Annotated in this window: 26 protein-coding genes; 19 read left to right on the forward strand and 7 right to left on the reverse strand. The window is 37.3% G+C overall.

Features of this window, described 5'->3' with window-relative positions; all coding sequences use genetic code 11:
• From CCON33237_RS02335 to CCON33237_RS02370, 8 genes are all read left to right on the forward strand, one after another.
• Nucleotides 1-948 (forward strand): TonB C-terminal domain-containing protein, encoded by a 948-nt coding sequence (locus CCON33237_RS02335; RefSeq protein WP_069174576.1) that lies wholly within the window; start codon nt 1-3, stop codon nt 946-948.
• A gap of 24 nt (nt 949-972) precedes the next feature.
• A complete protein-coding gene (gene tolB / locus CCON33237_RS02340) occupies nt 973-2,229 on the forward strand; it encodes a Tol-Pal system protein TolB (protein ID WP_054196223.1) in 1,257 nt (418 codons plus the stop codon).
• Between the two features lie 65 nt (nt 2,230-2,294).
• Nucleotides 2,295-2,801, forward strand: coding sequence for an OmpA family protein (locus CCON33237_RS02345; protein WP_021090913.1), 507 nt, complete (start codon nt 2,295-2,297; stop codon nt 2,799-2,801).
• Between the two features lie 17 nt (nt 2,802-2,818).
• On the forward strand, nt 2,819-3,661 hold the full coding sequence (locus CCON33237_RS02350) for a tetratricopeptide repeat protein (protein ID WP_054196224.1): 843 nt from the start codon (nt 2,819-2,821) through the stop codon (nt 3,659-3,661).
• A gap of 56 nt (nt 3,662-3,717) precedes the next feature.
• Nucleotides 3,718-4,314 (forward strand): FKBP-type peptidyl-prolyl cis-trans isomerase, encoded by a 597-nt coding sequence (locus CCON33237_RS02355; RefSeq protein ID WP_236842024.1) that lies wholly within the window; start codon nt 3,718-3,720, stop codon nt 4,312-4,314.
• 9 nt (nt 4,315-4,323) lie between these two features.
• Nucleotides 4,324-5,253: an ACP S-malonyltransferase gene (fabD, locus tag CCON33237_RS02360; protein WP_054196226.1), complete on the forward strand. Its 930-nt coding sequence runs from the start codon at nt 4,324-4,326 to the stop codon at nt 5,251-5,253.
• Entirely contained in the window at nt 5,250-5,933 is a 684-nt protein-coding gene (locus CCON33237_RS02365; RefSeq protein WP_054196227.1) for a 5'-methylthioadenosine/adenosylhomocysteine nucleosidase, read from the forward strand. Before fabD ends, CCON33237_RS02365 begins: the two co-directional genes overlap by 4 nt.
• Nucleotides 5,930-6,688, forward strand: a complete 759-nt coding sequence (locus tag CCON33237_RS02370) for a tRNA 2-thiocytidine biosynthesis TtcA family protein (protein WP_021090654.1) — start codon at nt 5,930-5,932, stop codon at nt 6,686-6,688. The genes CCON33237_RS02365 and CCON33237_RS02370 overlap by 4 nt, the downstream gene beginning before the upstream one ends.
• 269 nt (nt 6,689-6,957) lie before the next feature.
• Here the strand turns inward: CCON33237_RS02370 and recO are convergent, their stop codons facing one another.
• The 7 genes from recO to bamA form a co-directional block, all read right to left on the reverse strand.
• Nucleotides 6,958-7,572 (reverse strand): recombination protein RecO, encoded by a 615-nt coding sequence (gene recO, locus CCON33237_RS02375; protein WP_054196228.1) that lies wholly within the window; start codon nt 7,570-7,572, stop codon nt 6,958-6,960.
• A complete protein-coding gene (locus CCON33237_RS02380) occupies nt 7,573-8,496 on the reverse strand; it encodes a tRNA dihydrouridine synthase (RefSeq protein WP_054196229.1) in 924 nt (307 codons plus the stop codon).
• Nucleotides 8,493-9,491, reverse strand: coding sequence for a hypothetical protein (locus tag CCON33237_RS02385; RefSeq protein ID WP_054196230.1), 999 nt, complete (start codon nt 9,489-9,491; stop codon nt 8,493-8,495). The genes CCON33237_RS02380 and CCON33237_RS02385 overlap by 4 nt, the downstream gene beginning before the upstream one ends.
• Nucleotides 9,492-9,500: 9 nt before the next feature.
• Nucleotides 9,501-9,857 (reverse strand): RNA polymerase-binding protein DksA, encoded by a 357-nt coding sequence (gene dksA / locus CCON33237_RS02390; protein WP_035167251.1) that lies wholly within the window; start codon nt 9,855-9,857, stop codon nt 9,501-9,503.
• Between the two features lie 10 nt (nt 9,858-9,867).
• Complete coding sequence (locus tag CCON33237_RS02395; protein WP_054196231.1) at nt 9,868-10,323, reverse strand: 23S rRNA (pseudouridine(1915)-N(3))-methyltransferase RlmH; 456 nt, start codon at nt 10,321-10,323, stop codon at nt 9,868-9,870.
• A 2-nt stretch (nt 10,324-10,325) separates the two neighbouring features.
• Nucleotides 10,326-11,240, reverse strand: coding sequence for an acetyl-CoA carboxylase, carboxyltransferase subunit beta (gene accD / locus CCON33237_RS02400; protein WP_054197378.1), 915 nt, complete (start codon nt 11,238-11,240; stop codon nt 10,326-10,328).
• A gap of 134 nt (nt 11,241-11,374) precedes the next feature.
• Nucleotides 11,375-13,630, reverse strand: a complete 2,256-nt coding sequence (bamA, locus tag CCON33237_RS02405; RefSeq protein WP_054196232.1) for an outer membrane protein assembly factor BamA — start codon at nt 13,628-13,630, stop codon at nt 11,375-11,377.
• Nucleotides 13,631-13,719: 89 nt separating this feature from the next.
• On the opposite strand from bamA, the gene CCON33237_RS02410 reads away from it, so the two are divergent.
• The 11 genes from CCON33237_RS02410 to CCON33237_RS02460 all read left to right on the forward strand — a co-directional run bounded on the left by CCON33237_RS02410 (nt 13,720) and on the right by CCON33237_RS02460 (nt 24,172).
• A complete protein-coding gene (locus tag CCON33237_RS02410; RefSeq protein WP_054196233.1) occupies nt 13,720-14,550 on the forward strand; it encodes a prephenate dehydrogenase in 831 nt (276 codons plus the stop codon).
• Nucleotides 14,551-14,612: 62 nt separating this feature from the next.
• Nucleotides 14,613-15,983, forward strand: coding sequence for a peptidoglycan metallopeptidase Pgp6 (gene pgp6, locus CCON33237_RS02415; RefSeq protein ID WP_054196234.1), 1,371 nt, complete (start codon nt 14,613-14,615; stop codon nt 15,981-15,983).
• Between the two features lie 62 nt (nt 15,984-16,045).
• The gene (lpxC, locus tag CCON33237_RS02420) at nt 16,046-16,930 is read left to right on the forward strand and encodes a UDP-3-O-acyl-N-acetylglucosamine deacetylase (RefSeq protein ID WP_021090613.1); all 885 of its coding nucleotides are present in this window, start codon (nt 16,046-16,048) and stop codon (nt 16,928-16,930) included.
• A 41-nt stretch (nt 16,931-16,971) separates the two neighbouring features.
• Entirely contained in the window at nt 16,972-17,373 is a 402-nt protein-coding gene (locus tag CCON33237_RS02425) for a glycoprotease (RefSeq protein ID WP_054196235.1), read from the forward strand.
• 8 nt (nt 17,374-17,381) lie between these two features.
• The gene (gene thrB, locus CCON33237_RS02430) at nt 17,382-18,266 is read left to right on the forward strand and encodes a homoserine kinase (RefSeq protein ID WP_054196236.1); all 885 of its coding nucleotides are present in this window, start codon (nt 17,382-17,384) and stop codon (nt 18,264-18,266) included.
• A gap of 21 nt (nt 18,267-18,287) precedes the next feature.
• On the forward strand, nt 18,288-18,542 hold the full coding sequence (locus CCON33237_RS02435; RefSeq protein ID WP_054196237.1) for a YlxR family protein: 255 nt from the start codon (nt 18,288-18,290) through the stop codon (nt 18,540-18,542).
• Entirely contained in the window at nt 18,529-21,186 is a 2,658-nt protein-coding gene (gene infB, locus CCON33237_RS02440) for a translation initiation factor IF-2 (RefSeq protein ID WP_054196238.1), read from the forward strand. The genes CCON33237_RS02435 and infB overlap by 14 nt, the downstream gene beginning before the upstream one ends.
• Nucleotides 21,183-21,548 carry a 30S ribosome-binding factor RbfA gene (gene rbfA / locus CCON33237_RS02445; protein WP_004317240.1) on the forward strand — a complete coding sequence of 122 codons (366 nt, stop codon included), beginning with the start codon at nt 21,183-21,185 and terminating at the stop codon, nt 21,546-21,548. Before infB ends, rbfA begins: the two co-directional genes overlap by 4 nt.
• Entirely contained in the window at nt 21,541-21,957 is a 417-nt protein-coding gene (gene rimP / locus CCON33237_RS02450) for a ribosome maturation factor RimP (RefSeq protein ID WP_054196239.1), read from the forward strand. Before rbfA ends, rimP begins: the two co-directional genes overlap by 8 nt.
• A gap of 1 nt (nt 21,958) precedes the next feature.
• The gene (locus CCON33237_RS02455) at nt 21,959-23,608 is read left to right on the forward strand and encodes a formate--tetrahydrofolate ligase (RefSeq protein ID WP_054196240.1); all 1,650 of its coding nucleotides are present in this window, start codon (nt 21,959-21,961) and stop codon (nt 23,606-23,608) included.
• A 12-nt stretch (nt 23,609-23,620) separates the two neighbouring features.
• The gene (locus CCON33237_RS02460) at nt 23,621-24,172 is read left to right on the forward strand and encodes a hypothetical protein (protein WP_054196241.1); all 552 of its coding nucleotides are present in this window, start codon (nt 23,621-23,623) and stop codon (nt 24,170-24,172) included.
• The last annotated feature ends 14 nt before the right edge of the window (nt 24,173-24,186 follow it).

Genomic DNA, 24,186 nt, shown 5'->3' on the forward strand with positions numbered 1-24,186 from the left:
ATGTCAAATAAAGTTAAATTTCCAACGCTTAGTTCGTTTCTTGTAGCGTTTTGTATTTACGTTACTATTATACTTATTGTATTTATAAAGCTTACATTTTTTGTAGAACCTCCTAAGAAATACACCGATGATAAAGATGCTATTATGGATGTGGTTATGGTTGATAGGGAGATTGATCAAACCATTAAAGCTCCAAAACAAGCAGATGAAGTAGTTAAAGAGACAAAGCCTAAACCTAAAAAGGAGTCAGAGGAAGATAAGCAAGAGACTACAAATAAGCCTGTTGTACCAGATGAACCATTGCCAACTCCAAGCTTACCAACTCCTCCAAAAGAGGAACCAAAACCTGAACCTAAAAAATCAGAGCCAAAGCCTGAAATTTCAAAGCCAAGTGAAGAATCCAAAGAAGATGTTAAGCCAGAGTCAAAACCTGAGCCTAAGCCTACACCAAAGCCAGTTGAAAAGCCAAAACCAAAAGAACCAAATATAAAAGATCTCTTTAGTGACATAGACCCTACAAAACTTAAAAAAGATGATGGTATAAAAAAGACCGAAAATAAAGTGCAAAGTCGTAAAAAAAGCGAAGCTTCTAGTTCAAAAGCTGCAAAAGAAGCTAGTGATATAATAAAGAGTTTAAAGATAGATCAAAATCCAACTGCTCCAAAATCACAATCCACCGGTACTTACGATCCACTAATGGGTGCTATAACAAAACAAATTCAAAGAAGATGGCAAAGCTATAAGGCTGATTCTGCAAATTTAGCTAAAGTTAAAGTTATGATAGATCAGAGTGGAAATTTTAGCTATGAAATTTTAGAGCTATCATATAATGAAGAATTTAACGCAAAAGTAAGAGAGTGCTTAGAAAAACTTACAACGGAGAAATTTCCATTCAATCCAGACAAAAGCACTACTTTTAATTTAAATTTAGAAGATAAAATAAACTAAAATTTATAAAATTATGGAGTAGAGATGAAGAAAATTTTTCTTTTTTTATGTGTTGCTCTAGGGCTTTATGCTGCTGATGCAACCATATCTGTTGTAAATCAAGGTATTGCCTTGCCAAAGATAGCTTTGCAAGATGCAACAACTGCTGTTAGCGATGCGGGGTTTAAAGATAAATTCTTTAAAATCATGCTAGGAGATCTAAAGGTTAGTTCCGATTTTGAAGTAATCGAAGATCATGTGCCTTCTACCTATGAAGGAGATGCGACTACTAATACAATGAGTGATAAAGGCGTCGAGCTTATCTTTAGATATGCTCTTGAAGGCTCTATGGGCTCACCTCTTACTTTGAGAGTAAAACTGATAAACGCTAAAACAGCAACTACAAGATATGAGAAGGTTTATACTATGCCAGACGGCGCAAAGTATCCGTTTTTGGCGCATAAAAGTATAGTTGAGCTTACTAATGAGCTAAATTTACCACCAGTTGGCTGGATGGAAAAATTTATTATTCTTTCAAAATATACTTCAGCTCGTCAAAGCTCTATTATAGTTGCTGATTATACACTTACATATCAAAAGACTATAGTAAGTGGCGGGCTAAATATTTTCCCAAAATGGGCAGGCGCCGATCAGAGTAAATTTTACTATACATCTTATGTAAACAATAAGCCAACTTTATTTAGATATGATCTAAATTCTGGTACAAAAACAAAGATAATTGATAGCATTGGCATGCTTATAGCCTCAGATGTTAGTAAAGATGGAAGTAAAATTCTATTAACCATGGCACCAAAAGATCAACCAGATATTTTTATCTATAATACAAATAGTAAAAATTTGACGCAGATTACTAATTATCCAGGTATAGATGTAAATGGAAATTTTGTAGATAATGATAGTAAGATAGTTTTTGTATCAGATAGGCTTGGTTATCCTAACGTTTTTGCAACTCCTGCGATTTCTGGCGGAAGCGTTGAACAAATGGTATTTCATGGTAAGAATAATAACTCTGTAAGCACATTTGAAAATTATGTTGTTTATTCAAGTAGGGAAGCAAGTGGTAGTTTTAATATATATCTAATTTCAACTCAAACAGATTTTATACGCCAGCTTACAGCAAATGGCAAAAATAATTATCCAAGATTCTCAAGCGATGGGCAAAGTGTCGTCTTTATAAAAGAGCTTGGCGGTCAAAGTTCACTAGGGGTTGTTAGGTTAAATGAAAACAGAAGTTTTCAGTTTCCTTTAAAAGTAGGAAAAATTCAGTCTATAGATTGGTAAGATTCTGATAAAATTTAAAATTTTTGTGATATAATTCAATCAAATTTCTAAAAAAAGGATAAGGAATGAAAAAAGTAGTTCTAGCAAGTGTTGCAGTTGCAACTTTATTGTTGAGTGGTTGTAGCTCAAAAAACCCTGAAGTTGATATGAATTCAAATTCAAATCAATCTGCAGACAATTCAGGTAGCATGAGTGATGCTGATAGATTAGCAGCTCTTATTGCTAATATCGAGAGTCAAGTTAAAAGTGTATATTTTGACTTTGATAAATTTAATATCAAAGCTGATCAACAAGGTGTTGTTAGCTCAAATGCATCAGTATTCAACCAAGCTGACGCTCAAGCTCTTTCTATAAAAGTAGAAGGTAACTGCGATGAGTGGGGTACAGATGAGTATAACTATGCTCTTGGTTTAAAACGTGCTAAAAGCGCTAAAGATGCTCTTGTAAGAAATGGCGTTAGTGCTGATAGAATCGCTGTAGTTAGCTTTGGTGAAAGCAATCCAGTTTGTACAGACAAAACAAAAGCTTGCGACGCTCAAAATAGACGTGCAGATTTCAAAGTACTTCCGTAATTTATAATTAAATAATAATGAATAAAAAAATAATTGTAGTGGCTCTGATTGGAGCCACTATCTCCATTACCTTTGGCCAAGAGATTTCAGCTTTTGATGCAGGCAATATGGATAGTGCGAATCCATATGGTCTAACCGACAATGAAAAAGTTACCCTAAATAATAAGCGAAGTGTTCAAAATATTGAAGAGAATATGAATAGTGTTTTAGAACAACTTCAAGGTTTGCAAAGTTTGATTGAGAGTATGAGTGCTAGAATGAATAAGCTTGAGCAAAGAATAAATGATATAGAGACGAAGGTAAATGGTGGCATAAGTGATTCTGGTGTAAGTTTGACATCACTGAAGGCTTATGTTGATGAAACTAGAGATATACAAGACAAAAACTACAAGAATATCACCGCTGCCTTAAATAAATTAGGTGCAATAATGGATAAAAATACTGCTCAACCAAAGCAAAATACAAATCCAAAACAACAAAATAAGCCAACTTCAAATTTTAGTGGAAAAAGCGATAAAGATATTTTAGCTGATGGCATTAAGCTTTTAAATTCTGGCAATAGCACAGAAGCAGCTGAATATTTTGAATACTTAAATAAAAAAGGCTATAAAACTGGTGCTTCAAATTATTATCTAGGCGAAGTTGCTTATAGTCAAAAATCATACAGCACAGCCATACAATACTATAAAAAAAGTATACAAAGTGAAGATAAGGCTGACTACACTCCAAAACTTTTGTATCACACAGCTATAAGCTTTGATAAGATAGGTGACACGCAAAGTGCAAATAGATTTTATAAAGCTTTAAAAGTCGGCTATCCAGATAGTAAAGAAGCCAAAGCCTCTCCTAATAGAAACTAAATTTTAATCTTTTTTAGATATAATCCCACATTAATCAAGAAACCAAATCTAAGGAGATTATTGTGAGTAAAGATCAAGTCATAACTATGTTTTACGAACTAAAAGATGCTAATACTGGTGAAATTTTAGAGTCAAACATGCAAGAAGGTGGCCAAATTTCGTTTATAACAGGGCATGGCCATATTATAGAAAAGCTTGAAGAAGAAGTAAGCAAATTAAAATCAGGCGAAAGAGCAACTATAAGCGTAAAGGCAGCAGAGGGTTGTGGTGAATATAATAATGAAGCCATTCAGTCGTTACCAAAAGAGCAATTTGCTGGTATAGATTTGCATGAAGGAATGGAACTTTTTGGTCAAAATGAGGATGGCTCAAGCGTTCGTGTTATTGTTAAAGAGATCAAAGATGACGAAGTAACAGTTGATTTTAATCACCCATATGCTGGTAAAGATTTGCTATTTAATGTTGAAGTTTTAGAAGTTAAAGATGCGACAGAAGATGAAAAAGCAACAGGTATGGTAGCTGGGGCTCATACTTGCGGTTGTGGTGGTCATGAGCATGAGCATGAGTGCTGCGGGGGTCATGGACACGGGCATGGACACGGACACGAGGATGGCGGTTGCGGTTGCGGTGGACACGGACATCACCATCACTAAGAAGCTAAAATGAAAAAATTTGCTTTTGTTTTTGCGGGCCAAGGCTCGCAAAGTATTGGTATGGGAAAAGACTTTTATGAAAATTTTTCTACTACTAAGTTACTTTTAAATGATGCTTGTAATGACACTGGCATTGATTACAAAGAGCTTTTATTTACACAAAACGATAAGTTAGATAAAACAGAATTTACTCAGCCAGCTATCGTTTTAAACTCGCTAATGACTTATTTAGCTTTTTCAAATTTTATTAAAGAAAAACCAGAATTTAGTCTTGGACACTCACTTGGAGAATTTACCGCTCTTGCAGTTAGTGGAGCATTTAATTTTATTGATGCGATTAGGCTTGTAAATTTACGTGGTAAATTTATGCAAGAAGCTTGTGTTGGTAAAGATGCCGGCATGATGGTAGTTCTTGGACTTAGTGATGAAGTGGTTGAAGAAATTTGTAAAAAAGCAAGAGAAGAAGGCTTACAAATTTATGCTGCAAACTACAACTGCGATGGACAAATCGTTGTCGCTGGTGTAAGAGCTGATCTTGTTAGCTATGAAGCAAAATTTAAAGAAGCTGGCGCAAAAAGAGCAATGCTTTTAAATATGTCGGTAGCAAGCCATTGTCCGATACTTGAACCAGCTAGTGTTAGACTAGCAAGCGAGCTTGAGAGTACTTTGGCTACCAATTTTTCTCCAGTTGTCTCAAATGTAAATGCTAAAATTTATACTGATAAAAGCGAAGCACTAGTCCTACTAAAAGAGCAGCTAATAAAACCAGTTTGCTATAAACAGAGCATTAAAAACTATGAAAATGATGTTGATTGTTTTATCGAGCTTGGTGCTGCGACGTTAAAGGGCATCAATAAAAAAATTACTGAAAAGCCAACTTATAGTATTACTGATATGGCAAGTCTTGAAGAAGTTGTGAAAATTTTGGAGGAGAGATGATAGCGATACTTGGAGCTATGCAAGAGGAGATAACACCGATCCTTGAAATGGTTGGTGAATATAAAACTGTTCAATATGCAAATAATAAATTTTACTTAGCAAACTATAAGGGAAAAGAGCTAGTCATTGCCTATTCAAAGATAGGTAAAGTAAATGCAGCCATAACGGCAACTTTAATGGTAGAAAAATTTAAGGCCTCAAAATTGCTCTTTACTGGCGTAGCTGGCTCACTTGATGAGAGTTTAAAAATAGGTGATATGCTTTATGCTACTAGCTTGGTGCAACATGATCTTGATATCACGGCTTTTGGCCATCCTTATGGCTATGTGCCAGGCACAAGTATCTTTGTCAAAAGTGATGTAGGGCTAAATGAACTGGCAAAAAAGATAGCTGATAAAAAAGATATGGGCTTAAGCGCTGGTGTTATTGCGACTGGAGATCAGTTTATCTGCGATAATGAAAAGAAAGCTTGGATTAAAAAGATATTTAATGCGAGTGCTACCGAGATGGAAGGTGCTAGCGTTGCACTAGTTTGCGAAACACTTGGTGTGCCATTTTTTATACTAAGAGCTATCAGCGATGGGGCTGGTGATGCAGCAGAGTTTGACTTTGATAAATTTTTGCAAGATTCAGCAAGTGTTAGTGCAAAATTTATACTTGAAATGGTAGAAAATTTATGATAGAGCTTAGCAAAAGGCTTCTTAGGCAAGTTGGTCAGACAAATGCCAGATACAAGATGATAGAGGGCGGAGATAAGATCTTGCTTGGTCTTAGCGGTGGTAAAGATAGCCTCGCACTAGCTCACGTACTAAAGCATATCCAAAACGTTACACCTGAGAAATTTGAGTTTAAAGCAGTAACACTAAGCTACGGCATGGGTGAGGACTACGCTTATCTTACGAAGCATTGCAATGAGCACGGAATAGAGCATGAAGTGATAGATAGCTCAATCTTTGAGATTTCAAAAGAGAAAATCCGTAAGAATTCCAGTTTTTGTAGTTTCTTTTCTCGTATGAGAAGAGGTTATCTTTATACTTACGCCTTAAAACATGGTTTTAATAAACTTGCGATTGCTCATCATTTAGACGATGCAGCGGAGAGCTTTTTTATGAACTTTACATATAATGGTGCACTAAGGACGCTTGCTCCAAAATATACTGCAAAAAATGGAATCACGGTTATTAGGCCATTTATCTTCGTTCGCGAGAGACAGCTTCGCGAAAATGCTATCAAAAATGAATTAAGAGTCATTGGCGATGAAGCATGCCCTGCAATGAGATTTGACGTGAAGATGCCGCATGCTAGATATGAAACCAAACAGCTTTTAGCAACATTAGAAAAAGAAAATCCAAAACTTTTTACTTCGCTAAAAGCAGCATTTGAAAATATTCATACTGATACTTTTTTTGCTCTCAATAGCAGTAGTGAAGAGTAAAATTTTACTTGCTTTTTGGGACTAATCCCAAGAAGCAAGCTATAAATATTTCTATTTTAATTAGCTCGTATCAAAATAAATAAAAAATGTATGAATAGATGAAATTCTTGTACTTGTGCATAAATCAAAACTATCATATATAGCAAATACAAAAGCATTTAGTGCAAAAACTACTGGTTAGAATTTTATAACTTAGAAAATTGAAGCTTAAAAAATAGCCATGTGCTTTAAGCATTAAGAAATAGCTATTTAAAATAGCAAGCTATGGCTTAAAGTCCATCAAGTAAAATTTTATAAAGCCGGTTTATCTCATCATCATTTAGCTCGATCGTGCTTTTTGTATCAAACAAATTTTTGATCTTACCAGCGTCAAATTCGTTCCTATCAAGGCAGTGCTTGTGAGAGGGTAAAAAACCACGAGTTAAGCAAAGCTCGCTCTCTATCTCCTCGTCGCAGATGAAGCACTCAAGCTCGCTGTGAAGCCTACCTTCATACTCTAAAATTTTAACGTAGCTTTCGATGATAAGGCGCTTTGGATTTTGTAGCTGCATCTGTTTGGCGCAGCGATCAAGCTCGTTAAAATAAATTTCATCGAGCTGCTCGACCTCTTTTAGATGATCATAAAGTAGGCGCATGAACTGCTGCCAAATGATGAGTTTATCGCGTTCTAACAGCCATTTAAAGCCAAGATGAAGTATGCTTCTAAGCTTTGGTAGAAATTTTGCCTCTTGCTCTAGCTCAAAGTCGATCTTGTAGCCAGTCATGATGTTTGAGTGCCGTGCGCCAAAAAATCTATATGACTTTACGAGCAAATTTGGCGTTAGCACAAAGACTAAAAGGTCCTCGTCTCTGACCTTTTGCACGCGCAGGATGTAGCCTTGCATCTAGGCAAAAAACTCCCTTATGCGCTCTCTCATCACGTGGGCATCTTTGATGAAATTTACATCGTTTCTAAATGTTGTTGCGCCGTCGATGCCTTTGCTGTATTGGTGCAAATGCTTTCTAAATATACAAAGTCCATGCTCTCCGTAGTGCTCTATCATAGCGTCGAAGTGAGCTAGGATGATCTCTTGTTTTAGCGCCTTATCCACACTAGTTTTGCTCTTTATCTCGTGAAATATCCAAGGGTTGCCGATGCTTGCTCTGCCGATCATTAGGGCGTCGCATTTTGTAAGGTTTAAAATTTTATCTGCATTTTGTGCATTTATATCGCCATTTGCGACGACTGGAATTTTTACACTAGCCTTTACTCTAGCGATCGCTTCGTAATCAACCTTTGCGCTGTATCCGCCAGCTCTTGTACGCCCATGCACTGCGATGTAGTCTGCGCCGGCTTCTTCGCAGGCTTTTGCTATCTTTTCTTCATTTTTATCGTTAAAGCCAAGTCTAAATTTAACACTCAGGCTCTCTTTGTTTGAGACGCTTTTTATGGCTGAGATTATATTTTGAAGTTTGTTAAGATCGTTTAGTAAAGCAGAACCCGCTCCTTGTCTAACGACCTTTGGTACGGGGCAGCCGCAGTTTAGATCGAGCCCATAAATTCCATCAAATTTATTGATGATTTGCACAGCTTTTTTTATATTTTCCGTGTCATTACCAGCTATTTGAACGATGTAAGGCTCTTCGTTTGGGGATTTTTTAATCATTTCAAACGTTTTGTCACTACTCTCATATACTAGAGCATTTGCGCTGATCATTTCGCTAACAGTGACATCACAGCCAAATTTCTTAACTACGCTTCTTAGTGGCAAGTCAGAAAAGCCAGCAAGGGGCGCTAAGAAAAGTGGCTTTTTGCTAAAGTCTATCATTTAAAAAATAGCGAGCTAGGCACCATTTTGCCGTTATCTCGTAAAAACAGCAAGACCTTTATCTCTTTAAACTCATCTGGGTCGCTACCTTCGATAGCCTCTCTTACTTTATCAAGCATCTGAAGCTCAAATAGCGCATATACGTAAGCCTCATCAGCGTCAGCATGGATGCTTTTTAGCTTCTCAAAGATGCCGATAAATGCATCTGGTTTTAGCTTATTTTTAAGCATTATAGCTGCTTTGTCGTATTGTGCTTTTGTCACTTTTGCGTTGTTTAAAAGATCAAAAATTTCATCACTGCTTAGATCGATCTCGTCATTTACAAAGCGGGTAATAATAAGCATTATATCTTCACTCGCTAGTTCAAAATTTAATCTTTTGATCTCGCTGAAAGAAGCTACTTTTATGAGTTTATCAAATGCGGCTTTTTTAAGGCTCTCGTTTTGATCTTGATTTTTAAGTATGTCAAGATAGTAAGTAGGTAGTTGCTCGATTTTATTTAGCTCATTTAGGATATTTAACTTGCTATCTTTTGCTAGTCTAAATTTCTTTAGATCGACGATCTCTTTATTTTTTATACTTTTTATAGTTTGTAAGATATTGTTTATCTCGGCATCATCTACACCGACATCTTTAAGCTCGCCTACTGGTGAGATAGAGCGAGTAAGCTGTGAGGCGATCTTGTAAGTGTCGGTTTTGAAGTCTTTGTTGCTCTCAAAGCCAAGAAGCGTCTCTTTGGCTAAGTCTTTATAAAGCTGGCTATCTTTTTTGATCCATTTTTTATATCTATAAAAAGCATATCCATGATAAGCGATATGAAGTAGGGCAAGAAGTGCTAAAACAGCTACTGGAAGAGCGACCCAAATAGCAATTGGCAAAGTTATAGTTTGGCCTAAAAGCTCAAATGTGTAATCAGAACTATTAAGAGAATAAGTGAGTCCTGCAACAACTACTATGTAGATTATGCAGTAGACGAGAAATTTTCTAGTTTTCATGTTTTCTCCTTAGTTTTTTGCTGTTTTTTCGATTATTTCACGGCAAGTTATGCAGTATTTTGCATGTGGTTTTACTTTTAGTCGCGGTATGCTGATCTCCTCTTCACACATATCACAAATTCCATAAGTTTTATTTGCTATCTTCTCTAGTGCTTCATCTATCTCTGATAGCTCCGCTCTTTGTTGTGTCGATATCGAATGCTCGATTAACTGGTCTGTATTTACAGAGGCTATATCAAACTCATCGCTTACACCACTATCTCTTAAGCCATTTACTTCAACAGATGAATCATAGATATTTTTTTTGATCTGTAATTTTCTTTCTTCAAGTAATTTTTTAAAAAAATTTAGCTCAGTTTGTGTCATTTATATTCCTTTATTTGTGATATGGGTGGTTTGCATTTATGCAAAGTGCTCTAAAAATTTGCTCAAAAAGTACAAGCTTGGCAACCTTATGCGCCATCGTCATCTTGCTCAAACTTACGACTTTTTGTGCTTTATTTTTTAAATTTTGGCTAAGACCATAAGCTCCACCTATGAAAAAGTTAATTTGTGAATTTGAGTTTAAAATTTGTGCAAATTCTTGGCTGTCAAGTTGCAAGCCATTTTCATCAAGCATTACACAAAAGCCTTTTAAATTTGGCTCGTAAATTTCATCATAGGCTCTTAATGCTTCGCTTTTTCCGGCACTTTGAGCTTTTGCTATTTTTTCATTGAAAAAGATTTTATCGTTTACCTTGGCAAATTTTGCACTCATTTTTATATATTCTTGTATTTCGTTTTCAAAGTTGTCACGTGATGATTTTTGAATGCTAAAAACTGAAATTTCCAAATTTAGCCTTTGGTTTTTAGCTTTAGTTCAAAGTTATTTCCATTTTCATCTTGTCTTTCTTTTTGATGCATTGTCTTGTTATTTGTGAGAAATTTAACCATATCGCTTATATATTTTTTATGTTCGCTTCTTGGCACAATAGCATCGATTAAGCCATGTTCTAACAAAAACTCAGCTCTTTGAAATCCCTCTGGTAAATCAGCACCAATGGTTTGTTTGATGACCCTTTGACCAGCAAAGCCTATCAATGCGCCAGGTTCAGCGATTATTAGATCTCCAAGCCAAGCAAAAGAAGCACTAACGCCACCCATTGTTGGATCAGTAAGTATTGAGATATAAGGCAGCTTTGCTTCATCAAGTAGTTTTAAAGCGGCTGATGTCTTTGACATTTGCATCAAAGAGAATGTACTCTCTTGCATTCTAGCTCCACCTGAAGCACTCACTATGACTAAGGCTTGGCGTTTTTCTATCGCTCGTTTTATCGCTCTTACGATCTTTTCACCCTCAACTGAAGCCAATGAACCACCCATGAAACCAAAGTCAAAAACAACTAGCTGGATTTCTTGTCCGTCGCATTTACCTTCGCCGCATATCACTGAGCTTGTGCGTCCTGTTTTTTCTTTATTTTCTGTGATTCTTTTTTTGTATGATTTTTTATCAACAAAATTTAATGGATCTGCCGGTTTTAAATTCGCGTCAAATTCTACAAAGCTATCTTCATCACAGATCAAATTTATACGATCAGTAGCTTTTAGTCTCATATGATAACCGCATTTTGGGCATACATTAAAACAAGCTTCAACTTCTTTGTAGTACATCAGTGAGTGACAATTATCGCATTTTACCCAGTGTGTAGGCGCTTCTTCTGGACGAGGTTGAGCTTTTCTTATTTTTGAAAAAATATCTGAGAAATTCATATTTTTACCCACTTATATTAAAAATTGTGGGATTATATCTAATGTTTGCCTTGCTTTTTCTTATATGACTTAAAGTTTGTTTATTTGTAAAGGTTTGAAGGGGGGGGGTAAGTTAGCCCCTTCAAAGTATCTTATTAGAAGCGTCTTCCGATAGTAAACTCAAATGTATTTGTATCATCGCCCTCTTTAGGTTTAAGAGCTTTTGCAAAGATTAGTTGAAGTGGTCCGATAGGTGTTATCCACTCGATACCTGTACCAACTGATGATCTTTTTATCTCATTTAGGCTATTTTCGCCGATCATACCGTAGTCATAAAATACAACACCACGCATTTTGACACGATCTATTATAGGAAAGCTTATTTCAGCTGAATTATTAAATGAAGTTTCGCCGCCGTATTCGTAGTAGTCGCCATTATATTTTACCTTTGGAGATACGGTTCTGCTCTCGTAACCACGTAAGCTTCTTATACCACCAAGGTAAAGTCTTTCGTTGATCGGAGTATATCCTCTTTCCCAAATTTTGCCAAAGCTTGCTTTGTATCTTAAGATAAGATCGTAGTCGATGTATTCTCTAAGACCTAGGTAGTAGTTAAAATTTGTGCGATTTTTGATAAAGTCTATATCGCCACCAAGTCCAGCTATCTCAAATGATGTACTAGCTATGATGCCACGTCTTGGCAAGTAATAATCATCGGTGCTATTATATGTTAAAGCCGGAGTTATAGCGCTTTTTATAGCTTTACCTTCTCTATAAATTTCTTTTTTAGTTTTTGCGTTGATATCTCTTAGTTCATCATCTTTTAGAGTAATTTTGCTTTGCTCAATATTGTAAGTAAGCGATGCACTTAAATTTCTAGTTAGTTTTCTACCAAGAGTTGTGCTAAAGCCATAGCTTCTCTCTTTATATGTTCTCCAGTCATAGTCATTTGCATAAAGTGTTCCGCCAAGGCTATACTCTGAGTCGAAAATTCTTGGGTTTGTAAGACTTATCTGACCTGAAAGCTCTCTGTCACTTTTATCTACGCTTATTTGTCCTTGAAGGCCAGAGCCAAAGATATTTGTATCAGAAAGTGCTGCATTTAGTAGTAGTCCGTCACTGCTGCCGTATCCGATACCGCCGCTTATTGAGCCAGTTGAGGCTTCTTTTACTTTTACTTTTAGATCGACTGTATTTTTATCAACTGGATCTTCTTCTATCTCGACATCGTCAAAGTAGCTTGTTCTTTTTAGCGCATCTTTTGAGTCTTGAAGGTCGGTTCTACTATATAAATTTCCTTCGGTTAGATAAAGTTCACGTCTTACAACGCGGTCAACGGTCCTATCGTTTCCTGAAATTTGAACATTTCTTATATATACTTTTTCGCCAGGATCTACTTCATAATCAATATCGACAGTTTTATTTTCATCAAATTTATCAGTCTTTGGATAGACCTTCACAAACGCATAACCTTTATCAGCAACCATATCATCGAGCTTTTTCATATCTTGGCGAAGTCTTGCTGAGTTCATCGTATCGCCAGCCTCAAGCCTAAAGTCATCTATGATCTTTTTAGTGTCAAGCTCCAGCTCTTCAGGTGCTGTAATGCTTACATTTGAAACCTTATAAGGCTCACCTTCATGAACATAATAAGTAAGATCAGCTGTGTAATTATCAAACGATGAATTTAAATAAGGTGACGAAATAGTCGCGTCTAAATAGCCTTTTTGGAAATATTTGTCTTGTATTCTTGCTGGATCATTTTCAAGCTCAAAAAGTTTAACTTTACCGTCATTTCTGCCCCAAAGCCAGCCCATAAATTCTCTACTTTTATTTGCAACTACTGGCTCAATGTCGTCATAATCAAACTCTTTTGCGCCGACTAAATTTACATTTTTGATTATCATATTTTCGCCGCGGTTTATGTTGAGTGTTATAAAAAGTGAGCTGTCGTTGTCTGCAACTGGTTGTTTTTCTACGTCTACAACGGTATCAAAATATCCCTTTGACTCATAATACTGACGAATTCTCTCTTTAGTTTTTTCTATTGTAAGCTCATCGTACATATTGCCTGGTTTGATATTGATTAACGACTCTATGGCAGTTTTGTCATTTGTTACGACGCCTTTTAGATCGACCCTAGCAACACTTGGCTTCTCTTTTACAGCTACTAAAAGATTACCATTGCCTGTATCTTCTATGTAGATATCGTCGAAATAGTTTTGTTTGTATAAATTTGTGATCGCCTTATCGCTAAGCTTTGGAGTCAGATCCTGACCGACTTTTAAGCCCATTATTTGGCTTGCTACTTCAGGCGAAAGGTGAATTAGGCCTTTAAAGTTTATTGACTGGATTGTTTGTGCGCTTAGGCCGCTGAAAGCTAATGCTAATAAAAATAATTTCTTTTTCATTAAATTTAACCTAGAGTTTTAGTATAAGTGCGTATAATATCATATTTTATTTTTAATAAATTTAAATTTTATAATTTTGAAGGTTTTTTATGAAAATAGGTATCATCGGACTTGGTCTTATGGGTGGCTCGCTTGGTCTTGCACTAAAAGATGAAAAATTAATCTCTTGTGTTAGTGGATATGACAAAGATGAAAATCATAGCAAAAAGGCCTTAGAACTTGGCTTGGTGCATGAAATTTTAAGCATTGACGAGATGAAAAAGAAGTGTGACATCATCTTTTTGGCTGTGCCAGTTGAAGCTATCGTATCAATAGTGCAAAATTTAACCGATATTAGCGAAGATACAACTATCATTGATTTTGGCTCAACCAAACAAAAGATAATAGAAGCTGTGCCAGAAAAAATTCGTAAAAATTTCATCCCAGCTCATCCAATGGCAGGTACTGAGTATTCTGGTCCAGAGGCTGCCTTTAAATCACTTTACACAGGGGCAACTATTATCGTTTGTGACTTTGCTGAGAGCGCAGAAAAACATGTAAAAAGAAGCGTTGAGTTATTTTCTTGTCTTGGCATGAAGATCATTTTCATGAGCGCAAAAGAGCATGATCATCACGTAGGTCTTATTTCACATTTGCCTCATGCGATCGCATTTTCGCTTGCTAGTGGAATTTTAAAAGAAGAGGATAAAAGGCACATCGTAGCGCTTGGCGGACCTACATTTAAGGGCATGATACGTGTCGCAAAGAGTTCGCCTTTTATGTGGAGCGATATTTTTAAGCAAAATAAAAATAATGTTGTTGAAGCCATAAATATGTTTGAAAAAGAGCTAAATTTGTGCAAAGATCTCATCAAAGATGAACGCTGGGATGAGCTTTTTGCATGGATGAGCGACGCTAGAGCTGTAAGAGAAATTTTGTAATTAACTAAAAATTTATTGATTTACGTGTAAAATTTTGCAAATTAAATTTAAGGTAAAAATATATGTATAGACGTGGAATTGGCGGTTTTGGTATTGTTGTGCTTTTGCTAATTTTAATCTTAGTCGGTGGTTTTGGCTATGCTTTGATGTCAAAAGATTTTGAGCGAAATGAACCGATAATCGGTGTTGCTGATAAAGTTTATTGGAATCTTAGAACCCCAATGAATATCAAATTTAAAGACGATAGTGGTATAAAATTTGTACGAATTAGTATGAATGATGGGAAAAATGATCTAAATTTGTTAAATCAAATCATGCAAAATCCAAGTACTGAGCTTGATGTAAATTTAACCTTTCCAAAGACTGGCTTTTTTGCTCAAAAAGATACCTATGAGATGAATATCGAAGCTGTAGATACTAGCAAATGGAGTTTTTTTACTGGCAACAAAGCTAGCAAAAAGGTTGAAGTAGTGCTTGATACTTCAAAGCCTGATCTTTACGTACTTTCGCAATCTTATTCTATCTCAAAAGGTGGTAGTGCTGTTGTGGTGTTTAGAGCGACTGATAACCAGCTAAAAGAGGCCTATGTCCAGACAAATTTTGGTAAGAAATTTAAAGCTGTGCCATTTTATAAAGAGGGCTTTTATGCAGCACTTGTTGCTTGGCCAGTTCAGGTTGAAAATTTTAGTGCTGAGGTCATTGCAAGAGACTTTGCAGGCAATGAGAGCAAGTCTCACGTGAGATATTTTTATGAAAATGTAAAGTATAAAACTTCAACTATTGCGTTAAATGATAAATTTTTAGATGGAAAGATAGTTGATCTAACAGATCAATACGCAAAAGATCCAAGAGCGCTTTCAAGGCTTGAGAAAATGAGATTTGTCAATGAAACACTTAGAAACTCAAACGAAGAAAAGATAACAGCACTTACTTCAAATCCTGGCGATGAGATGCTAACTGGCTTTAGTGTGGCTCCATTTTACCCACTAAGAAATGGTAAAAAAGTGGCTGACTTCGCCGATCACCGATACTATACATATAATAATGAGCAAGTAAGTGAGTCTTGGCATATGGGAATAGACTTTGCAAGCGTGGCGGCAGCTCCAATAATAGCTACCAATGCTGGTCGTGTTGTGCTTGCATCAGAAAATGGAATTTATGGATTAAATATCGTGATCGATCATGGATTTGGGCTTTATTCACTTTATGGACACTGCTCAAGCACTAGAGTAAAAGAGGGCGATATGGTGGCAGCTGGCGATCAGATAGGTGTTACTGGAACTAGTGGCCTTGCACTTGGGGATCACCTTCACTTTGGAATTTTAGTCCAAGGCGAAGAGGTGAGACCACAACAATGGATGGACAAAAAGTGGATAAAAGACAATATCACAAGTGTCTTAGATGCTGCAAAAGCGATGATAGACAAGAACTAAAAAATTTGCAAAATTGATTTTTTAGTGCTATCATAAGCGGATTAAAAATATAAGGAAAATTCTTGAAACAAACTACTATCGCAAGACGCGTTGAGACCGTTGGTATAGGGCTTCATAAAGGTGAGCCGATAAGACTTATACTAGAACCTCTTGATGCAAATTCTGGCATTATTTTGCACCGCGAAGATCTTGGTATTAGTTTTAAAGCCGAACCTAAAAATGTGATAAATACGCAGATGGCAACCGTTGTTGGCAATGAAAAGGGCTTTATTAGTACGATTGAGCATCTAATGTCAGCCATAAATGGTTATGGCATTGATAATATTAGAATCTCTGTTGATGCAAATGAAATTCCAGTGATGGATGGTAGTGCAATAAGCTTTTGTATGCTACTTGATGAAGCTGGCATAAGATATCTTGATGCTGGCAAAAAAGTAATTCTTGTCCGCCGTGAAGTTGAAGTCATTGAGGGTTCTAAATTTGTACGAACTTCACCTTCAAGAAGTCCAAAATTTGACTATACGATAAAATTTGATCATCCAGTTATTGGTGAACAAAGATATGTTTTTGATTTTAGTAAAAGCTCGTTTATAAAAAATATAGCTCGTGCTAGAACTTTTGGATTTTTGAAAGATTTACAGCGTTTGCAAGCTCAAAATTTAGCCCTTGGTGCATCACTTGATAATGCTGTGGCAATCGATGATACACATATCCTAAATCCAGAAGGTTTGAGATTTGAAAATGAGTTTGTAAGGCACAAAATTTTAGATGCGATTGGTGATTTAAGCTTGCTTGGAGCGCCTTTATTGGGCGATTATACAGCATTTGCTGGAAGCCATGACCTAAATCACAAATTAACTCTTGCTTTGATGTCCGATGAGAAAAACTACGAGATCGCAACTCTAAATGGCGAACTTCTAAAAGAGTATCAAAAGGTATTTGCATAGAAAATATTGAAATTTTAGTTGTCTCTTTATCGACTCCGCTCTTGGTTGGAGTTTATAAAGATGGCGTAAAATTTGATGAAATTACGACTGATGAACATGTCAGTGAAGCTTTGATAAAGATCTTAGAAAATTTATCCTCTAAATTTAATATCGCAAAAATTATTTATGCAAATACGCCAGGCAGTTTTATGGGGCTAAAGGTGGCCTATGTCATCTTAAAGACTTTCTCTTTGGCAAAGGGTTGCGAATTTTATGCGGTTAGTGGCTTTAGCTTAAATGGTCACCAAGCGATCAGGGCAAATAAAAATTTAAGCTTTGTTTTAAAAAATGGCGAAATTTTACTTGAGAAAGTTGAACCTGTGAGATTTGTGTTGCCTTTAAATTTAGATGAATTAAAACTAAATTCAGATACACTTCCAAATTATATTATCCAAGCTGTTTAGGAGAAATTTTGAATATCTTAATCCCTGCCACGAGTGCAAATTTAGGTCCTGGTTTTGATGCTTTGGGGCTTAGTTTGAAGCTTTTTAATAGCGTAAAGATCGAGCCATCTAAATTTAGCTCAGTATCAATAAATGGTGAGGGAAGCGATAGTGTAAATTTAAAGAGAAACAACATTTTTTTGAGCATTTTTAATGAAATTTTTCTAGAACTAACTGGTAAAAATGAAAATTTCAGAGTAGTTTTTGAAAACAACATCCCATTTTCAAGAGGGCTTGGCAGTAGCTCAGCTGTAATCGTCGGCGCCATAGCTTCGGCTTATGAGATGGCTGGCTTTAAGGCCAGTAAAAGCGTTGTTTTAAATAAAGCGATCATCTATGAAACTCATCCAGACAATATCTCGCCAGCAGTTCACGGTGGATTTATCAGCACGATCGTAAAAAATGGTAATGTCTACGCAAATAAAATAAATTTAAGCGATGAGATCAAAGCAGTCGTTGTCATCCCAAATAAACCAATGAGCACGGCTTCATCAAGGCAAATTTTGCCAAAAAGTTACACCATGAAAGAGTGTGTGAATAACTTGTCTCGTGCTGCATTTTTAACATCATGTTTTTATGAAAAAAAGTATGATCTTTTGAGGATTGCAAGTGAGGATATGATGCACGAAGAGCGCCGAATGAGTGCTTTGAAAGAGCTCTTTGAGGTGCGAAAAGTAGCTTATGAAAATGGAGCGCTTATGAGCACACTTTCAGGCTCAGGCTCAAGCTTTTTAAACATCGCTTATAAAGACGACGCTAAAAATTTACAAGATGTTTTAAAGAGCAAATTTAGTGACTTTAGAGTTGAAATTTTTTCATTTGATAACGATGGATACGAAATTACACAAAGCTAGAAACAAGTTTAAAAAGATATAATGAATAAAAATAATCCAGTAAGGACATGCGTCGCTTGCAGAGTTAAAATTTCTCAAAACTTACTAAAAAGATACCGCTTGGTAGGTAAGAATTTAGAATTTGGCAAGGGAAATGGTCGCAGTTTTTATCTATGTAATGGCTGTTTGCAAAAAGACGACAAAATTTTAAAAAAAATAATTGATAAACAAACTAAAGGTGTTCTTGGACTTGATGCACCGAAGTTAAAGGAGATACTCTTAAATGAGCAATGTTAGGATTTCAGAGATCGCAAATGAGCTTGGCTACCCAAGCAAAGAAATAGTAGAAAAAGCTCAAGAGCTAGGACTAAAGGTCAAAACTCACGCAAATGCTGTTAGCCTTGAAGAAGCAGAGGCTATATATGAATACGTTCAAACTGGTGTAATACCAGATAAATTTAAAAAGAAAAAGAGTGAGCCAAAGACAAAAAAAGAGCCTAAAAAAGAAACAGAAAAAGAGTCAACTAAAAAAGAAGATAAATCTAAGACTGAGCCTAAAAAGGCAGCCACTAAGGTCGAGCAAAAGCCTGAGAAGCCAAAGGCTGAACCTAAAAAAGAGGTAGAAATTTCAGAGGAAAAACCTAAAGCTGAGCCTAAAAAAGAAGAGCCTGCAAAGGTTGAGCAAAAGCCAGTCGAGACACCAAAGCCAAAAGAGAGCTTGGCTGATGTAACTCAAAAAAGGCGCGGTCTTGTAATAGTTAAAAAGAAAAAGGACTACGAAGCCCCAGTTGCTGTAAAAGAAGAGAAAAAAACAGAACCAGTGGTGGCAAATATAAGTGATTTTAAAAATATGTTTTCTGCAAATGATGAAAATTTAGCAAGAAAAAAGAAAAAAGAGAAAAAAGTAGTAGTCGTAAGCAAAAAAGATAGTGCCCAGAAGATGGATCTACTTGGCGGAAGCGACTTTGGTGACATCGTGCTAGAAGATGAAGATGTGGTTGTTCTTCCTGATTTTAGTTTTAAAACCCCAGCACCAGCACCAGCACAAAAGACAAAACAGCCAAATGTTATGAGAACTACAGTCAATAACACAATAAATTCATTTGGCGAGGGCGGCATACAAAGAAGAGCTAGAAAAAAACATAAAAAGCCTGAAAATAAACAAAACAATGAAGCTGTGACCTCTATAAATATTCCGAAAGAAATTCGTGTTTATGAATTTGCCGAGAAGCTAAACAAGCAGCCAAGCGAGGTCATAGGCAAGCTGTTTATGCTTGGTATGATGACAACAAAAAATGACTTTTTGGACGAAGATGCAATTGAAATTTTAGCCGATGAGTTTAATGTTGAGGTAAATATCATCGACGATCAAAAAGAATTTGACTATGTAGCAGCCTACGAAGAAGAGATAAAAGATGATGAAAATCTCCAGCCAAGAGCACCAGTCATAACCATCATGGGTCACGTTGATCATGGCAAAACTTCACTGCTTGATTACATTAGAAATTCTCGTGTAGCAGCTGGTGAGGCCGGCGGTATTACTCAGCACGTGGGTGCTTATATGGTAAATAAAAATGGCAAAAACATCACATTTATCGACACTCCAGGTCACGAAGCGTTCACGGCTATGCGTGCAAGAGGTGCTGGTGTAACTGATATAGTTATCATCGTCGTTGCGGCAGATGACGGCGTAAAACCACAAACAAAAGAGGCAGTTAGCCATGCAAAAGCTGCTGGTGTGCCAATAATCATCGCAATAAACAAAATGGACAAGGAAACCGCAAATCCAGATCTAGTAAAAACAGGTCTTGCTGAACTTGATGTCATGCCAACAGAGTGGGGCGGAAAGTATGAATTTGTGCCAATCTCTGCAAAAATGGGTACAGGTATAGATGATTTACTAGAGATCGTACTTTTACAAGCTGAGCTTTTGGAGCTAAAGGCAAATCCAAAGGCAAATGCAAAAGCAACAGTTATTGAGAGTTCGCTTCAAAAGGGTCGTGGCCCAGTAGCTACCATTATCGTTGAAAACGGTACATTAAATGTTGGCGACACTGTTGTTGCAGGCGTTGCGTATGGCAAGATAAGAAGCCTGCTTGATGATCAGGGCAGGCCATTAAAAGAGATAAAACCAGGCGAATGTGGCGTGATAGTAGGCCTTAGCGAGATAGCAGAGGCTGGCGAGACATTAATAGGCGTAAAAACTGATAAAGAGGCTCGAGAATATGCACAGAAAAAGGCTGAATATATCCGCCAAAAAGAGCTTAGTAAGAGCACAAAAGTTAGTATCGATGAGCTTAGCGCTAAGATCGCTGAGGGCGAGCTAAAAACACTTCCAGTCATCATCAAAGCTGACGTTGGTGGATCACTCGAGGCGCTAAAAGCGAGCCTAGAAAAACTAGCAAATGACGAGATCAGAGTAAATGTGATCCACTCAGGTGTTGGCGGTATCACGCAAAGCGACGTTGCGCTTGCAGGTGCAAGTAATGACTGTATCATTCTTGGCTTTAATATAAGGCCAACTGGCGAGATTAAAGAAAAGGCAAAAGAGAGTGGCGTCGAGATAAAAACTTACAACGTTATTTATAACTTAATAGACGATGTGAAGGCGATTTTGGGCGGACTAATGTCGCCGATCATCAGAGAAGAGCAGCTTGGTCAAGCTCAGGTTCGCCAAGTGATCCATGTGCCAAAAGTAGGTGCAATCGCTGGATGTATCGTCACTGAGGGTACGATAAACAGAGGGGCAAAAATTCGTCTTATTAGAGAAGGTGTGGTCGTTTATGAGGGCTCGGTAAGCTCACTAAAACGCTTCAAAGATGACGTTAAAGAGGTTGCTAAAGGCTACGAGTGTGGTGTTGGTATCGAGAATTTCAACGACATCAGAGAAAATGACTACATCGAAAGCTTCAAAGAAGTCAAGGAGAAAGCTACTCTATGAACGCTAACGAAATAAAGCGTATGAGGACAGAGAGCGTGCTAAAAGAGCTCATACCAGAGGCTCTAGCCACTCTTGAAGATAGCATTTTAAAGGGGCTTTGCGTCACTGACGTCGAGTGCAAAAAGGGCAGATATGACGCCTTTGTCTATCTTGACAAGATGATGTTTGACGAGCGCGAGCAAGAGTATATTTTGGGGCATTTAAAGCGAGTTTGCAGGCACTTGCAAAACCACTGCATGGCTGCTGAGGGCTGGTATAGATGTCCAAATTTTCACTTTAAATTTGACGATAGATTAGAGTATCAAAACCATATGGATAAGTTGTTTGATAAAATTTCAAAGGATTTAAACAAAAATGGATAATTTAGACAAACTAGTACGCGAGTGCGGCGTAGAGCTTTATGACAGCGAGATCGCAAATGAAAATGGTAGGGCTATTTTTAGAGTTTACATCACAAAAAATGGCGGAGTGAGCCTTGATGATTGCGAAAAAGTGAGCCGTCTGCTCTCGCCTATCTTTGACGTGACACCGCCAGTTAGTGGAGACTACAACCTTGAGGTTAGCTCGCCTGGCCTTGAGAGAAAGCTTAGTAAGTCTTCGCATTTTAAAGCGAGCGTTGGTGAGCTAGTTAAAGTTCAAACCGAGAGTGAGAAATTTGCAGGAAGGCTTGTAAAAGCTGACGAAGAGAGCATCGCAGTAGAAAACGAAGAGGGAATTTTTGAGATCAACATTAGTGAGATAAAAAAAGCAAAAACATATTTGGAGTGGTAAAATGCTAAGCGACATCGAGATAACTCACCAAACGAAGTTAGAACACATCAGTAAAGTTGCCGCAAAACTAGGCTTAAACGAAGACGAACTTGAGCTTTACGGCAAATTTAAGGCTAAAATTTCCCCTAGGCTTGAGCCATCAAACTCAAAACTCATCTTAGTCACCGCGACTAATCCAACCCCATACGGCGAGGGCAAAACGACTATGTCAATAGGTCTAGCTGACGCACTAAATTTGCTTAATAAAAAGGTCTGCCTAGCACTTCGCGAGCCATCTCTTGGGCCAGTTTTTGGCATAAAGGGCGGAGCAGCAGGTGGCGGCTACTCGCAGCTAGCGCCGATGGAGGATCTAAATTTACACTTTACTGGCGATTTTCACGCGATAACATCGGCAAATAACCTGATTTCTGCCATGATAGATAATAGCCTCTATCAAGAAAACCCACTAAAAATAGAGAAAATTTTATGGAAGCGCTGTATGGATATGAACGACCGCGCGCTAAGATTTGTCACTGTGGGGCAGGGCGGCAGGACTGATGGCGTGCCAAGAGAAGATGGCTTTAACATCACCGCCGCAAGCGAGATCATGGCTGTGCTTTGTCTAGCCACAAGCCTTTCTGATCTAAAAGAGCGCGTGGCAAACATAATGGTCGCATATGATAGCGATAAAAAGCCTATCTATGTGCGTGATCTAGGCTGTGAGGACGCTGTTTGCATACTCTTAAAAGATGCGATCAAACCAAATTTATTTCAAACACTTGAACACACACCTACGCTCGTGCATGGCGGCCCATTTGCAAACATCGCACACGGCTGCAACTCCGTCATCGCAACAAAAACAGCTCTAAATTTAGCTGACTACGTCATCACTGAAGCTGGTTTTGGCTCGGAGCTTGGCGCGGAGAAATTTTTAGATATAAAGTGCAGGGTTGCTGACATCAAACCAAGTGCTGTGGTGCTTGTAAGCACGATCAGATCGCTAAAATATAACGGCGAAGCAAATAAAGACGAGATCACAAAACCAGACATGAATGCCCTTAAAAAAGGTATCGAAAACCTTGGCGGACACATCGAAAATTTAAAAGTCAAATTTGGTCAAAACGTAGTTGTGGCGCTTAATAAATTTGGCTTTGACACTGATGAAGAGATAAATTTCGTAAAAGAATACTGCCGTGGGCTTGGTGTAGAAGTGGCAGTTTGTGAGAATTTCTTAAAAGGTGGTAAAGGTGCACTTGAGCTTGCTGAGCTAGTTTTAAAAGCATGCGATAAGCCAAGTAAGATAAATTTCACATACGAGATGAGCGATGATACGAAAACTAAAATAGAAAAAGTCGCTAAGGAAATTTATGGAGCTGGCGAGGTAGTCTTTGAAGAGGCCGCTCTTAAAAAGATTGAGATGATAAAAGAGCTAAATTTGAGTCATTTGCCAGTTTGTATCGCCAAAACGCAGTACTCATTTAGCGACGATGCGAAGCTTTTGGGAAGAGCAAAGGGCTTTACATTTAGCGTAAAAGACCTTGACATTAGAACGGGAGCCGGCTTCATCGTCGCGGTTTGTGGTAAGATCATGCTGATGCCAGGACTTCCAAAAGTACCAGCCGCTGTCAATATGAAGATAGACGTAGATGGCAAGATCGACGGTTTGTCGTAAATTTGGAGAAATATGAAATTTGTAAAAATACTCTTTTTAATAGTTTTAGGTATTTTCTTTGTTGGATGTGGGGGAAGATATAAATATAATGTTGAGCCAACGCCGATACAAAAAGGCGTGGCTAAATACATTGTTAGTGATTTTAACCTAACATTGACAAATCAACCAACTAGATACGAGCACAACACTAACTATAAAAATGAAAGCGAACTTCGTGATGAGTTTGTGGAATTTATAAACAAACATCTAAAAGAGCAGGGCATTTTAGGGGATGAAAATAGCTTCAAGATAAAAATACAAATGGACTATGAAAGATGGTTTAACTGGGGTGGCAAGGCGTTAAACAAGCCACACTTTCGCTATAGCGTGAAAATTTATGATAACACTGATAGGCTTTTGGTTTCTTACGCTATACCACTCTCTACAACGAAATATAGCTATTTTAAAGATATCGCCGTTTCGGCAGAGATTGCTGCTTTTAGGTGGGACGCGGAGGATGAGCCGACCGATATCGACTTGATCTCAAAAACTCTTGTTGATGAGATAAAAGATATAGGAAAATAAATATAGCTTGTTAA

Origin of the sequence: Campylobacter concisus, from assembly GCF_001298465.1 — a bacterium.
Classification (GTDB): domain Bacteria; phylum Campylobacterota; class Campylobacteria; order Campylobacterales; family Campylobacteraceae; genus Campylobacter_A; species Campylobacter_A concisus.